We start from the raw sequence: 14,982 nt of genomic DNA on the forward strand, positions 1-14,982 counted from the left end.
AAAAATATTATTTCTTCAATACTTCATCAAGAAAGAGCTTCAAATGTTCAAAGGATCTTTTTGCAGCAACAGCATTATAAGCAGCTCCTTTAGAATTATCATTTCCTGCTTCCGGATTAGTAAAGGAATGAACAGAATCTGCATAATAAATCATTTGCCAGTCTGCTTTTCCATCTCTCAATTCCTGTTGGCAGGCTGCAACTTCTTCCGCAGAAACATACGGATCATCGGCTCCGTGACAAATTAAAACTTTGGTTGTAATAGGTGCTGTTTTTCGGCTTGCCTCTTTTCCTAAGCCACCATGAAAGGAAACAACTCCTTTTACATTCAAATGACCACGGGCAGCTTCAAGAACTCCGGTTCCTCCAAAGCAATATCCAATAATCACAATATTATCTGCATTTGCACCAGATTTAATTAATTCCTGCAAAGCAGCATTGATTCGTTTTTGATACGCTTCATAATTAGTTTTGTAGAAACCAGCTTGTTTCCCGGCTTCGGTTGTATTTTTTGGATAATTTCCTTCACCATAAATGTCGGCGATAAAAACATGATAGCCCAGTTTTGATAAGCTTTCGGCATATCCTTTAGAAGCAGTGTCGATTCCAAGCCAGGCCGGAAGGATTAGAATACCCGGATTCTGACTGCTTTTTTTAGCCGATTTTATAGAAAGACCGTTTAAAGTTGCATTTCCTTCAGAATATTTTACTGGTTTTAATTGTGCGTTGATTACGCCAGAGAATAATATAGTTGCAAAAATAAGTGCAGTGGATTTTTTCATTTTTTTACAATTTTTAACAAATATCAGAAATATTATGTTACAAAAAAACCTCGAAAGCTATTTCTTGCGAGGTTTTTATTCTTAAAATTGAAAGAAAATGGTTTTTGTTTATAAAGACACATTCCGTTTAAATGCACATCCTAATTCTACCATCGAATCCGTTTTGGCAATTCCGGGAATGTTATCGATTTTTTCATATAAGATCTTACGCATGTGTTCGTGGTTCTTTGCAGTAATTTTTAAATACAAAGTATAAGAACCGGTAACAAAATAACATTCTGTGATTTCGGGAATTTCTTTTAAAGCTTCAATAATTCTTTCTGAGTCAGAATCTTTATTAAGAGTGATTCCTGTAAAAGAAGCCCAGTCATAACCTACTTGTTTTTCATCAAGAATAGGCTTAATTCCAGTTATAATGCCTTGCTCAAATAGTCGGTTTATACGCTGATGAACCATAGTATTTGAAATTTTCAGGTTGGTTGCTATTGTCGAAAAAGCAATTCGGCCATCTTTTTCTAATTCTTTGATAATTTTTATGTCAAATTCATCTAAAATATCCATGCTTCATTTTTTGTTTGGTGTAAAGATAAAAATAAGTCTCATTTTAGATTTAAAAATCAGGATTTTAAAATGACTTAAATCTGTGTAAAAATAAGTTAATTTCGCTTAAGATTTTAATATTGAAGTTAATTTAATTGTTTTTAGTGGTTAAAATAAATAATTTTTATATTTTTGTTTAAATAAAAAGAAATTATCGTGGCAAATACTAAAGAAATACTTTCATCGAAATCGGAGGTTTTGATAGAAAAAGAGAACAAATACGGAGCTCATAATTATCATCCGCTTCCTGTGGTTTTAGAAAAAGGTGAAGGTGTTTATGTTTGGGATGTTGACGGAAAAAAATATTATGATTTCCTGTCTGCATATTCAGCAGTTAACCAAGGACATTGTCATCCGAAAATTGTAAAAGCGATGGTTGATCAGGCGCAAAAACTGACTTTGACTTCTCGTGCTTTTTACAACGATAAATTAGGAAACTATGAAGAATTTGTAACCAATTATTTTGGTTTTGATAAAGTACTTCCAATGAATACGGGAGCCGAGGCTGTAGAAACGGCTTTGAAAGTTTGCAGAAAATGGGCGTATGAAGTAAAAGGAATCCCTGAAAATCAGGCGCAGATTATTGTATGTGAGAACAACTTTCATGGAAGAACGACTACTATTATTTCTTTTTCAAATGATGAAACTGCCCGTAAAAACTTCGGACCTTTTACAGACGGATTTATAAAAATTGAATATGATAATCTTACAGCACTTGAAAACGCTCTGGAATCATCAAAAAATATTGCTGGATTCTTAGTAGAGCCTATTCAGGGTGAAGCTGGGGTTTATGTACCATCAGAAGGATATTTAGCGAAAGCAAAAGCTTTATGCGAAAAACATAATGTTTTATTTATTGCCGATGAAGTTCAGACGGGAATTGCTCGTACAGGAAAATTATTAGCGGTTCATCATGAAAATGTGCAACCGGATATTTTAATTTTAGGTAAAGCAATTTCTGGCGGAGTTTATCCAGTATCGGCAGTTTTGTGTAATAATGAAATCATGAATGTGATTAAGCCGGGACAACACGGTTCTACATTTGGAGGAAATCCTGTTGCAGCGGCAGTAGCAATTGCAGCTTTGGAAGTTATTAAAGATGAAAATCTTGCTGAAAATGCAGAACGTCTTGGAGTTATTCTAAGAAAAGGATTAAACGAAATTGCAGAGAGAAATAACCTGATTACTTTAGTTCGTGGAAAAGGTTTACTAAATGCAATTGTAATTAATTGCGGTGAAGATTCTGATTTGGCTTGGGAAATCTGCCTAAGATTCAGAGACAACGGATTATTAGCAAAACCAACTCACGGAAATAAAATTAGATTGGCTCCGCCATTAGTAATGACAGAAGCTCAAATTCAGGAATGTCTTGAGATTATCGAAAAGTCATTGAACGATTTTAGAGATTAATTAATTCTGCTTACCTTTATTATATAAAAGGCGTTCGTCGCGACGAACGCCTTCTGGTTATAATTACTTAAAATATCAAAAAAAGTAACTATTTCTTAAGAGTTGATGTACAAGCTGCATCAACTCTTTTTTATTTTTAGAATCTAACCTTTTTAAGTTCCCATAAGGTTTTTATAAAAGTATCAACATCTTGGGTTGTGTTGTAAAAAGCCAGAGAAGGACGAACTGTAGTTTCAACTCCCATTCTACGCAAAATAGGCTGAGCACAATGATGTCCGGTTCTTACTGCAACACCTTCTTTGTTTAGAGCTTGTCCGACCTGATCGTTTGTATAGCCTTGCAAATTAAAAGAAAGTACACTCGCTTTGTCTTTTGCAGTTCCTATTAATCTCACGCCCGGAATTTCTTTAAGCAGTCTGGTTGCATATTCTAATAAATAATGTTCATACTGCCCAATGGCGTCGATTCCTATTTTTGTTACGTAATCAATAGCGGCACCAAGACCAATTGCATCGGCAATATTTCCGGTTCCGGCTTCAAAACGATTAGGTGCTTTGTGGTATTTTATTTCCTCAAAAGTTACATCCTGAATCATGTTCCCGCCAGCCTGATACGGTTGCATTTCGTTTAACAAATCTTCTTTTCCATATAAAGCTCCAATTCCTGTTGGTCCAAAAAGTTTATGTCCGGAAAAAACTAACCAATCCGGATTCAAATCCTGAACATCAACTTTCATGTGTGATACAGATTGCGCTCCGTCTATCAAAACTTTTGCTCCGGCTGCGTGTGCCATCTCCGTTATTTTTTTGGCTGGAGTAACTGTTCCAAGCGCATTCGAAACTTGTGTAAAAGCAACTAAGCGTGTTTTCGAATTCAGCAGTTTTGCATATTCATCAAGCAAAATCTGACCGTCATCATCTACCGGAATTACTCGCAGTTTTAAACCTTTTTTATCCGCCAGCCTTTTCCATGGAACAATGTTTGCGTGATGTTCCAGATTGCTCACAATGATTTCATCGCCAGCAGATAGATTTTGTTCGCCCCAACTTGAAGCTACTAAATTTATTCCTTCTGTAGCACCGCGTACAAAGACAATTTCATTTACCGAGCTGGCATTCAAAAACGTTTTTACTTTTTCTCGCGCAGCTTCATAAGCATCAGAAGCTCTGGCTGCTAATTCGTGTGCAGCACGGTGAATGTTTGAATTTTCATGCTCATAGAAATACGCAATACGATCAATAACCGATTGTGGTTTTTGGGTCGTTGCTGCGTTATCAAACCAAACTAATGGTTTTCCGTTTACAGTTTCTCTTAAAATTGGAAAATCTTTTTTGATTAATTCAGCATTAAAACCAGAACCTGTTATTCCGCTTATTGGGTTTGTTCCATAAGAATTTCCAACTATTGCATTTGTATTTTGCTGATGAGCGAACGGATTCTGATTTAAAAAATAATACGAATTTTCACTTCCGCCTGACGGAAAATCAGTTCTTTTTCTGAAAAACGTGTCCACCGTTTCTAAGGCTATTTTTAACTCAGCTTCAAAAGAAGAATTTTCAGTCTGAAAGGGCAAATATTGATCATTTAAAAGTAATGAAGAAAATAATGATTCCTCATTAAGCTGTGGCGCACCACTGTTTTTTAAATTGATATCATAAAAGCCTGTTTGCGGATTATTAATATTTAAACCGTTGTCGTGATGAATTCCGGCAAAAGAATCTTCACTTTGAGGAGAAAATCCTGCACCGGCATTTGGATACAAAACCGAAGCGCCGGTATTTCCATAATTTGCAACAGAAGGCGAAGCTCCAAAGCCACTAAAGGAAGGAAGCGCAGGCGAAACAGTTGACGGACTATACGCAGGAAATGCATTTATTGCATTTACATTTCCGGCCTGCAGCACTGTTTCTGCAATTTTAGTGGCACGAGGATGTTCCGTTTTATCGGGGCTTAGCGAAATTTCTTTTGGAAATTCGTTCGGTAAAGCACTGAACAATTCGTTGGCTAAATTTTGCAGTTCGTCAATGTTTGGCAAACCGTTGGTGTTAGTATTTGTACTCATGATACTTTCCTATTTCGACATCTTCCAGAACTGCGATGGCATCATCAACCAAAACAGCTAAAGAACAATAAAGTGAAACCAGATATGAAGCAATTGCTTTTTCATTAATTCCCATAAAACGAACGGATAATCCAGGAGATTGTTCGCCTTGTAATCCCGGCTGAATTAATCCAATTACACCCTGACGGCTTTCACCCGTACGCAATAAAATGATTTTTGATTTTCCTTTATTGATTGGCAATTTATCCGAAGGAATAAGTGGAATTCCTCTCCAGGTTAAAAACTGAGATCCAAATAAAGATATAGTGGGAGGCGGAACACCGCGACGTGTACATTCGCGACCAAAAGCAGCAATTGCCAAAGGATGCAATAAAAAGAAGCCTGGTTCTTTCCAAACTTTAGTTAATAATTCATCCAGATCATCCGGAGTTGGAGCTCCAGTTCGTGTTTTGATAATTTGCGAAGGAGCAACATTGCTTAATAAACCATAATCTTTATTATTGATTAATTCACTTTCCTGACGTTCTTTAATTGTTTCGATTGCCAGTCTTAATTGTTCCGAAATTTGATTGTACGGTTTGCTGTACAAGTCAGATACGCGCGTATGCACTTCTACAATAGTTTGCACTGCTGCAAGATTATATTCTCTGGGATTTTCGATATAATCAACAAAAGTGTTTGGTAAAACCCTTTCGTCGCGCGCAGAACAATCGACTTCGATATGACTTGCGTTTTTAACTTTATTTAAACGAAATACACCCGATTCTACTGGTGTCCAGTGCAAAAGATGCGTTAGCCAGCGTGGTGAAGTAGTTCCTATTTGGGGTACGGTACGTGTTGCGATCGCGAGTTGTCTTGCTGCAACATCGCCCAATGCGGTCTGTTGTTGTTTTGATTCTGCCATTTTTTGGTATTTTTAATAGATTTATAATTTATTTTTTGCTTGCTTAAAGTTATTCATAATTTTAATCAAATAGCTCATCTACAGATAAATATCTTTCTCCTGTGTCGTAATTAAAAGTCAGGATTACAGCATTTTCCGGAATATCTTTTAGCTTTTTAGATATGGCAGCAAGTACAGCTCCTGTTGAAATTCCGGCAAATATTCCTTCTTCTTTGGCTATTTTTTTAGTGAAACTGTATGATTCGTTTTTATCTACCGTTAAAATCTGATCGACATATTCGCGATTAAAAACTTCCGGAATAAAGCCCGCTCCAATTCCCTGAAATGGGTGAGGAGAAGGAAGTCCACCACTTAAGACCGGCGACAAAGCTGGCTCAACAGCAAAAGTTTGCAGGTTAGGAAAGTGCTGTTTCAAAATTTTAGAAACTCCGGTAATATGTCCACCGGTTCCAACTCCTGTAATTAGGTAATCAATGCCATCCGGAAAGTCTGCAAGAATTTCCAAAGCCGTTGTTTTTTCGTGAATCGCAACATTCGCAGGATTGGTAAATTGTGATGGAAGAAATGAATTTTTGATTGTTGCCGCTAATTCTTTTGCTCTTTCTACTGCTCCTGAAGTTCCTTTTTCTCGTGGAGTCAAAACGAATTCTGCACCATACGCATTTAAAATTCTTCGGCGTTCAATACTCATGGATTCCGGCATTACCACAATTACTTTATAACCTTTTACGGCTGCGACTAATGAAAGTCCGATTCCTGTATTGCCCGAAGTGGGTTCAATGATAGTGGTTTCTTCATTGATGAGTCCTTTTTGTTCTGCATCTTCAATCATAGAAAGTGCGATACGGTCTTTGATACTCGATCCAGGATTCGATTTCTCCAGTTTAATCCAGACTTCGTGCGATTTAAAAAGTTTGTTTAATCGAATGTGCGGAGTGTTTCCGATTGTTTCTAAAATGTTTTGATATTTCATGTGAGTTTTGATATTTTAAATAGAATAAAAAATAGGCGCAGGAAAAGGATTGTTATCCCTGATTTTAATTTCGTTTTTATGATAAACAACCGAATTGGATGGCACAGTATAAGTTAGCCAGACGTTTCCTCCAATAATAGAATCTTTTCCCACAGTAGTCTGACCGCCAAGAATAGTGCTGTTGGCATATATTATGACGTTGTCTTCAATTGTTGGATGTCTTTTTATAAATGCTTCTTCCTTTTTTACACTTAATGCGCCCAGCGTTACGCCCTGATAAATTTGTACATTATTGCCAATAACGGTTGTTTCGCCAATCACGATTCCGGTGCCGTGATCAATTGCAAAATCGCTTCCTATTTCTGCTCCTGGATGAATTTCTATACTCGTTTTGATATGCGCATATTCTGAAATTGTTCTTGCAAGAAGTTTTAAATCCTGTTCCCACAATTGATGTGAAAAGCGATAAACCGAAATGGCAAAAAAGCCAGGATAGGAGTATAGCACTTCTTCCAGAGATTTTGCAGCCGGATCTTTTGCATAAATGGTTAGTGCATCATTTAATGCTTTTTTGTGTAAATGAGGGACTGCTCTAAAAAAGATTTCAGTTTGTTGTTTCTGATCGCTTTTTGGTGAAAAATCTAAAACTAGTTCATCAAATTGTTTTTCCAATAGCTTGAATTTATATTTGATTGTTTCCTCTGATTCAAATGATTTAGAGGTATTTGAAAACAAAATAATAAACAGGTCATCAATAAACTGATGAATTAATTTCTTTTCAGGCAGTATTACTAAATCCTGATGCTGTTTTGCTATTTCTTTGTAAAATGAACTCATAATCGATTGTTTTAGAGTTAGAAATTTGTTTTATTTCTTAAGTGCCGCCCCGCCAGGCATTGTCTCTGGTTTAAGCTTGAATTTACTATATTCAACAACTCCGGTTTTATCTGCCCATTCAAAATAAGAAGCCGAAAGCTTGTTCACAATTCCCGGATTTTGTTGTGCAACATTTGTGGTTTCGCCACGATCTGTTTCAAGATTATAAAGTTCCCATTCGTAAGAAGGATAAATAGAAACCAATTTCCAATTTCCATCACGAACGGCTCTGTTTCCTGCTCTTTCCCAAAATAATGGTGCGCCTCGGTCAACCTCAGAAACATTATCAAATAAAACAGGAAGCAGACTTTTCCCCGGAAGCGGATTTGCCGTTACACCATTGTATTCTTTTGGATATTGAATTCCTGCCAGTTCATAGAAAGTAGGAGCAAGATCAATAATATGTCCGGTTCCTTTATCAATTCTTCCCGCTTTTATTTTTGATGGAAACCATGCAATAAACGGCGAGCTGAAACCTCCTTCGTGCATATTATTTTTATATTGTTGTAAAGGTGTATTCGATAAATAGGCCCAGTTTTGTTCCTGATAATCAAATGATCCCGAAGTTCCAACCGGTCCATCATTTCTAACCAAACCTCTTCCTAATGGGTTGTAGGTATTAAATCCGCCCTGAGCGCCATTATCTGAGATAAAAATAATCAGCGTGTTTTTATCTTTTTTAAGTGCTTTTAATTTCTCCAGAACTTTACCCACATTTTGATCCATATTATCCACCATTGCAGCATAAACTTCCATTTTTGCTTTCCAGAATTGTTTTTCGTCATACGTTAGTTTGCTCCATTCTGGAACTTCAGGATCTCTTGGACCAATAGTTTGATTGGGAGGTAAAATACCGCTGGCTCTTAATTTCTCTATTCTTTTTTCTCTTAAAATATCCCAGCCTTCATCAAATTTGCCTTTATATTTGGCAATGTCAACTGGTTTTGCCTGCAAAGGCCAGTGTGGAGCGGTAAATGCCAAATAAAGAAAGAAAGGTTTGTTCTCTTTATTTTGTTCGTCTAAGAAAGTGACTGCATTATTTCCTATTTCATCTGTAAAATAGTACGAATCGTCTTTTGGATGCAGTTCTTCATTGTTACGAATTAGTTTTACCGGATAAGGTGTTTTTCCAAAAGGCAAAGGCTTGGTATCAAAATAATTGGAGGCGCCTTTTAAGATTCCATAAAATTTATCAAAACCTCTTTGATTGGGCCATTGCGCCTGATCTTCAGAACCTACATGCCATTTTCCAGATAAAAGTGTGCTGTAACCGCCTGAACGGAAAACTTCTCCTAAAGTCAAAGATTCTTTGTTTAAATAACCTTGATACGCTGGCAATCCAAGATTTACATCAAAGAAACCAACTCCTGCTTTATGTTGATATTGACCTGTTAATAATGAAGCTCTGGTTGGCGCACAAATAGAATTGTTGTAAAATTCGCGAAGTCGCAAACCTTCTGTAGCTAATTTATCCAGATTTGGTGTTTTAATTTCTGAACCATAATTCCCTAAATCAGAATATCCCATATCATCTACCAGAATAAGGATAACATTTGGCTTTGCTGAGTTCTGTGCATTTATTTGTATAAAACTGACCGCTCCGGTAAGGAAAGCAGAAAATAATAATTGTGTAATTTTAGTATTCATTTTAAGATGCTTTTTGTTTTTGTTGTTTAAGCGATAAATGTTCTTTAATCAGATGGTTTCTGTTGCCGCAGAAATTATTTTAAGCTTTTTTAAAATATAATTATAGCACAGCATCGTGTGATACGAACTGAATCAGATAGTTATAAATAAGCGAAATTTAGATGAAAATGATGAGTTGGTTTCGAGTTTGAGTTAAACCAAGTCATACCGAATGAATGCGAGAATTAACAACAGCTGCACATATAACAAAAGCTGTTGTATGTGTATTTTTTAGGAAGAATGTAAGACGTATTAAGTGCTGTTGTTTTCAAAATGTAAGTTTTAAATATTAAACTCTACTAATTCTATAGACAAAGTTATATTTAATATTGTAATATGCAAATGAAACTGTATTTTTTTTTGATAAAAAATTAATACGAGAAGTAAAGATAAGATTTTTATGTATTTAATTCATTGATTATTAGCTGTTTGTTTTGTTTTTTGTAAAAGAAATAAAACAACAACAATTTTATAATTTAATTGTAATAATTAATCGCAGAATTAGCTAAAAAGCAAAAAGGCAATTATCAACGTAATAATCACATTAAATAATTGTGCAATCAAAAAGGCCAACAGAGGTTTCCTGCTGTTGTTTTGGAATAAATCCTTAAAGTTAGTTTCTAAACCAATACTTGTAAAAGCTAGTGCGAACCAAATTCCTTGTAAATTCTTCAAACTGTCTTTAACAGTATCCCGAACTTCGGGAGTTATAAAAAAAGAGAATAGGAGCGAGGCAGCAATAAATCCAATGACAAATTTTGGAAAACGTTCCCAAATTACACTTAATGTTGGTTTTGAATCTACAGCCTCTGCCGATTTGTTATGTGCATAAGTCCAGTAAACAGAAATTGTAAAAGCAGCTAATCCAAGTAAAACATTTTGAGAAAACTTTACGATAGTACTTATTTTTAATGCTGTTTCGCCAACCAAAGTTCCGGAAGCCACGACCGCGCCAGAAGTGTCAATACTACCTCCGAGCCAGGCCCCTGTTACTTCATCGGGGAAATTAAAATAACGGGCAATTATGGGCATAAAAATCATCATGGGAATTGCAGTTACCAAAACGATAGAAATTACATAGGATAATTTTTTAGAATCGCCTTTTATAGCACCAGATGTTGCGATAGCTGCCGAAACGCCACAAATAGAAACTGCACTGGAAATCATCATGGTTAATTCATCATCAACTTTTAATTTTCGGCAAAGCCAAAAGGCAAAATACCAAACAGAAAGTACCACAATTAAAGCCTGAAATAATCCTAGTAAACCTGCTTTTAGAATGTCTGAAAAGATGACACTGGTTCCTAATAATATCAATCCGATTTTTACGAAAATTTCGGTAGAAAGCGCAGAACGAAACCAATCAGGAAGCTGAAAGAAATTTCCAATTATTAGACCAATAATAAGACTGAAAATTACGGCTTCTAAGTTGAGTGCTTTTATTTCTGAATTTCCGGCAATTAGCAACGCAATAAGCGTTAAGAAATAAACAACAGGAAAAGTAAAAAGGAAATATTTTACTGATTTTCCAATTAAAAATGCGCCGAGAGCTCCAATAGAAATTAGATATAGGAATTGTAAAAAGAGGATTTTTAGATTTTCAAAATTAAAGACTTTTGTCGTTAAATCGGAAATAGCAGACCAGCTGAAAACAGAAACTTCAGGAAGAAAAATAAAAAGGGAAATACCAATAATTAAAAATCCCAAAATTACGACTGTCCAGTCTTCGTGTAGGGTAAATTGTTTTGTTGTGGCTGACATTGTAGTTTTTTATTTCCTGAAAGGTTTTCAAAACCTTGTAGGTATTAGTTATAAGTAAAGTTATTGAATAAACAAACCTACAAGGTTTTGAAAACCTTGCAGGATGCTTGTTTTTAATTTACAAATCGACAAAATATTTTTGTTTTCCAAAATCGAATTCATAATATGTCAGGTTAGGCCAAAGCGGCTTTATCAATCCTTTTTCCCAATTTTGAAGAGCAGTTTGTAATTCTTTTACTTTTTCCGGATTTTTCGCAGCTAAATCTGTTGTTTCCGATTTGTCTTTTGCCAAATTGTACAGCCAAGTTTCGTGTGTTTTACCACTGACAATTAATTTCCATTCACCACTTCTGATTGCTTTTGCATCGCCGGAACGCCAGTATAATTCTTTATGCGCTTCTTTGTTGTTATTTACGACATCAATTAAATTGACTCCGTCATAAACCCGATCTTTAGGTAAACCAGAATGTGTAACTGCAGCAATTGTACTGAAAATATCCAAAGTACTTACAGGCGATTTATATACTGTATGAGGTTTAATTTTCCCCTTCCACGAAAGTGCAAATGGAACATTTACACCGCCTTCAAAATGCGAAAATTTACCGCCTTTTAATGGCGCATTTGTTGTCGCAAAAGTATAATCGGCACCACCGTTGTCGCTGGCAAAAATGATGATCGTATTTTCTTCAAGACCTTCTTTTTTTACCTTCGCTCTGATTCTTCCAATTGCATCATCCAATGCGCTGATCATGGCAAAATAAACACGTTTGTTTTCGTCTTTTACATTTGGGAAACGGTCGTAGTATTTTTTACGAACCTGAAAAGGCGTGTGAGGCGCATTAAACGGAACATAAAGCAGGAACGGTTTTGTTTTATTTTTATCGATAAAAGCTTCGGCTTCATCAGCAAATGTTTCGGTTAAATAGGCTTTATCTTTTATGATGGTAGTATCTCGGCGAATTTGTCCGATTCCGACGCGACCATTTCCCCAAATCATTTTATCAGTAAAATCTTTATGATGGTGATTGATAATATCCGGATTATCATCTTCTGGTGTGTAAAGTGAAAATGCCTGATAAAAGCCATAGTGATAATCAAAACCTCTGTCTAATGGGAAAAATCCTTTGTTATGCCCCAAATGCCATTTTCCAATGATTGCTGTGCTATAACCTTGTTTTTTGGCTAAATCGGCAAAAGTAATTTCAGATTGTGGCAAACCTTGCGTTGCTATTGAAGCTTCATTTGGATAATTGATTTTATCATTTAATCTCCAACTATTAGTGTTGATCAAATACTTGAAAGCATAATATTCCAGATTGTTTTTTGGATATCGGTCGCCTGGCTGATATTCATGTCCGAAACGTTCCTGATAGCGCCCCGTAAGTAATCCGGCTCGCGATGGTGAACAAATTGAAGCGGATACATAACCATCGGCAAAAGTAACTCCGGAAGCTGCAAGAGAATCAATTTGCGGTGTTGGTGTTGCTTTTCCACCGTAAAGCGAAATATCATATTTTCCTAAATCATCCGCCAGAAGAATAATGATATTGGGCTTTTTTTCTGAATTTAAAGTGTCTTTTTTTGCCAGAAATACTGCTTTTCCTTCGGCTAATTTTTGGTCTGTTTTTATTAAAGTTCCGTCTGTATTTATTGGCCAGAAAAGAAATAAAGCTAACAGAAAAAGTACAATCAGAATGGGTATAACTATCTTTTTATTGAATTTAAATTTTGCCATAGTTCTTGGTTTGTTAGTTTTAATTAAGTTTTTAGGGCGTATTAATTTGTCATTTCGATCCCGAAGCTTCGGGAGAGAAATCACACTAGAAATTCCGCAAAGCAAGTCACCAATCTTTGTCGATAAACGAGTGTGATTTCTCCTCCGTCGAAATGACAAACTGGACGTTTTTCAGCCATTTGTATCAAAAAAGATCACTTAGCCAAAGCCACATCGACATCATTTTTCAAATTTTCAAAACCTTCTTTTTTGAAAATAATTTTGCCGTTTTTGTATAAAATCAAAGTCGGAAAAACTTTTATGGTTTTTAGATCTGCAATAATTTGTGTATTATCTTCTAAATCAATTTCTACGATTTTTAGATTTTCGCCATATTGCGCTTTTATGGTTTCCAAAACAGGTTTTACTTTTTTGCAAGCGCCACAATAAACAGATCCAATATCAACGAGAACCGTATTGTTTTCGGTAACGATTTTGTTGTATTCTGCTAATGTTAGTTTGCTTTTTGAATTGGCGAAATAAGGTTTTCCACCGCCAATCCAGTTTGCAATTCCACCTTCCAGACTATAAACTTCTTTAAAACCTTTTTTTAATAAATCGTCAGCAAGCCAGACGCTTCTTCCTGCGCCAATAGAGTAGGTAAATACAGGTTTTGATTTATCTAAAGCAGCAATTCGTTTGGCATAATCTTTAGATTCTAAATTAAAGTTTACAGCACCAATAATATGATTCAGTGCAAACTCTTCAGGACCTCTGGCATCAATAATCTGCGGATTTTTTTGACCTTGGATTTTAGTGTAAAATGAATCTAAAGAGACCGTATTTCCACTTTTATTTTGCGAAGAGACAGCAATTGTAAATAGAAATACAATTGCTGTTATACTATTTTTTAAAACTCGGTTTTTCATAATTAATTTTTAAGATTGTACCTGTTCTAATTCTAATACTGGTGTAGCTATTTCTTCAGCCAAAATTACTTTTGGTTTTACTGGAACCGATAGAACTCCATCAGCCAAGGCACTTCCCTCTTTTTTAGATTTAAATATTGGCCATAAAAACTGCGCGTACCATTCTTCTTGTTTGTATGATTTCATACCGTATGATTTTGGGAATTTTCGCGTAATTAATCCTGTTCCGAAGATCATATCCCAGATAAAAAACATATTCCCAAAGTTTCCTTTAAAATGCCCAACACCGTCTCCGCTTGTATCTGCGTGATGCGCGTGATGCGTTGCCGGAGTTGAAATTACTCTTTCTAAAACCCATGCAATTGGATGTAAAACTTTGTATTTGTAAAATGGTTTGTCCCACGCAATGCTCGAATGTGCACCCAAAGTGATGAAACTTTTGATAACCAAAACAAACAATGCAGGCAATCCTAAACCTAAATACGTTAAAGTTGCAGTCAAATAAATTTGAGAGAAGAAAACGGTGTAAATAAAGTTTTGTCTTGAAGCCATCGCCATTCCCATATAAGGAGCAGAGTGATGTGTTCTGTGAAAACGCCATAAAAACGGAACCTGATGGTGCAATCTATGGTACCAGTATTGTGTTAAATCATCGGCAATGGCAATTAGGAAAAATCCTCCCCAAAACGGAACCCATGAAAGTGAATTCTCGAGATTCGGAATTAAATAAGGTAAAGCGGTTAAGCTGAAAAAAGCAATAATAGGTGGCAAAAGTAATTTTGGCGCTAAAAAGGAAACAATATCAATTTTGCGTTCTTCGCCTGTCCATTGATCATCGTATAAACCTGCTGCAAATTCTATAATTCCCAGGACGATCATAAACACTGTTAATCCCCAGGTTCTGATATTTGCAAAAGCAGGTTGTGCAAATTCTAAAAAGGATGGTATTTCTATATGTGAATCGGCAATAACGCCGTTGCTTAATTTAAAATAAAGATATATTGCCACCACGGGCAAGGAATAAATGAAGAAACTAATAGTCAAGTCTCTTGTTAATTTAGAGTTTTGTACTGTTGCCATGATTTTTTTATTTTAAAAATTGATTAATTAGCGCTAATCCTCCGGCTAAAATGGCCAGCGGAACTAAAAATAAAATTGCCCCAACGACAATTTTTTTTCCTATAATTTCATAATCTACTCGTTTCATAATAGTTCGTTTTATGTTCTGCAAGGTTTTCAAAACCTTGTAGGTATGATTTTTCAATCTTTAAATCAATTAAAGTTTT

At 35.6% G+C, this 14,982-nt stretch carries 12 protein-coding genes; 1 reads left to right on the forward strand and 11 read right to left on the reverse strand.

What is annotated here, in order from left to right; genetic code table 11:
* Positions 1-7 precede the first annotated feature (7 nt).
* Both KHA98_RS12245 and KHA98_RS12250 read right to left on the reverse strand, forming a co-directional pair.
* Positions 8-781 carry a dienelactone hydrolase family protein gene (locus tag KHA98_RS12245; protein WP_213258218.1) on the reverse strand — a complete coding sequence of 258 codons (774 nt, stop codon included), beginning with the start codon at positions 779-781 and terminating at the stop codon, positions 8-10.
* A gap of 108 nt (positions 782-889) precedes the next feature.
* The gene (locus KHA98_RS12250) at positions 890-1,342 is read right to left on the reverse strand and encodes an Lrp/AsnC family transcriptional regulator (RefSeq protein ID WP_213258219.1); all 453 of its coding nucleotides are present in this window, start codon (positions 1,340-1,342) and stop codon (positions 890-892) included.
* A gap of 195 nt (positions 1,343-1,537) precedes the next feature.
* Between KHA98_RS12250 and rocD the strand changes: the two genes are divergently transcribed.
* Positions 1,538-2,791 carry an ornithine--oxo-acid transaminase gene (gene rocD, locus KHA98_RS12255; RefSeq protein ID WP_213258220.1) on the forward strand — a complete coding sequence of 418 codons (1,254 nt, stop codon included), beginning with the start codon at positions 1,538-1,540 and terminating at the stop codon, positions 2,789-2,791.
* Positions 2,792-2,927: 136 nt separating this feature from the next.
* On the opposite strand, the gene KHA98_RS12260 is transcribed toward rocD, so the two are convergent.
* From KHA98_RS12260 to KHA98_RS12300, 9 genes are all read right to left on the reverse strand, one after another.
* Positions 2,928-4,853, reverse strand: a complete 1,926-nt coding sequence (locus tag KHA98_RS12260; RefSeq protein WP_213258221.1) for a family 2A encapsulin nanocompartment cargo protein cysteine desulfurase — start codon at positions 4,851-4,853, stop codon at positions 2,928-2,930.
* Positions 4,837-5,757: a family 2A encapsulin nanocompartment shell protein gene (locus KHA98_RS12265; protein WP_213258222.1), complete on the reverse strand. Its 921-nt coding sequence runs from the start codon at positions 5,755-5,757 to the stop codon at positions 4,837-4,839. Before KHA98_RS12265 ends, KHA98_RS12260 begins: the two co-directional genes overlap by 17 nt.
* A 61-nt stretch (positions 5,758-5,818) precedes the next feature.
* Positions 5,819-6,730: a cysteine synthase A gene (gene cysK, locus KHA98_RS12270; RefSeq protein ID WP_213258223.1), complete on the reverse strand. Its 912-nt coding sequence runs from the start codon at positions 6,728-6,730 to the stop codon at positions 5,819-5,821.
* A gap of 15 nt (positions 6,731-6,745) precedes the next feature.
* Positions 6,746-7,567, reverse strand: a complete 822-nt coding sequence (epsC, locus tag KHA98_RS12275) for a serine O-acetyltransferase EpsC (protein ID WP_213258224.1) — start codon at positions 7,565-7,567, stop codon at positions 6,746-6,748.
* Positions 7,568-7,597: 30 nt separating this feature from the next.
* A complete protein-coding gene (locus KHA98_RS12280; protein ID WP_213258225.1) occupies positions 7,598-9,253 on the reverse strand; it encodes an arylsulfatase in 1,656 nt (551 codons plus the stop codon).
* Between the two features lie 540 nt (positions 9,254-9,793).
* Positions 9,794-11,053, reverse strand: coding sequence for a YeiH family protein (locus tag KHA98_RS12285; protein WP_213258226.1), 1,260 nt, complete (start codon positions 11,051-11,053; stop codon positions 9,794-9,796).
* Between the two features lie 118 nt (positions 11,054-11,171).
* The gene (locus tag KHA98_RS12290) at positions 11,172-12,788 is read right to left on the reverse strand and encodes a sulfatase-like hydrolase/transferase (protein WP_213258227.1); all 1,617 of its coding nucleotides are present in this window, start codon (positions 12,786-12,788) and stop codon (positions 11,172-11,174) included.
* 194 nt (positions 12,789-12,982) lie between these two features.
* A complete protein-coding gene (locus KHA98_RS12295) occupies positions 12,983-13,696 on the reverse strand; it encodes a thioredoxin domain-containing protein (RefSeq protein WP_213258228.1) in 714 nt (237 codons plus the stop codon).
* A 9-nt stretch (positions 13,697-13,705) separates the two neighbouring features.
* Entirely contained in the window at positions 13,706-14,776 is a 1,071-nt protein-coding gene (locus KHA98_RS12300; RefSeq protein ID WP_213258229.1) for a sterol desaturase family protein, read from the reverse strand.
* Positions 14,777-14,982: the final 206 nt, after the last annotated feature.

The sequence above is a fragment of the Flavobacterium branchiicola genome (assembly GCF_018383905.1).
Classification (GTDB): Bacteria; Bacteroidota; Bacteroidia; order Flavobacteriales; family Flavobacteriaceae; genus Flavobacterium; species Flavobacterium branchiicola.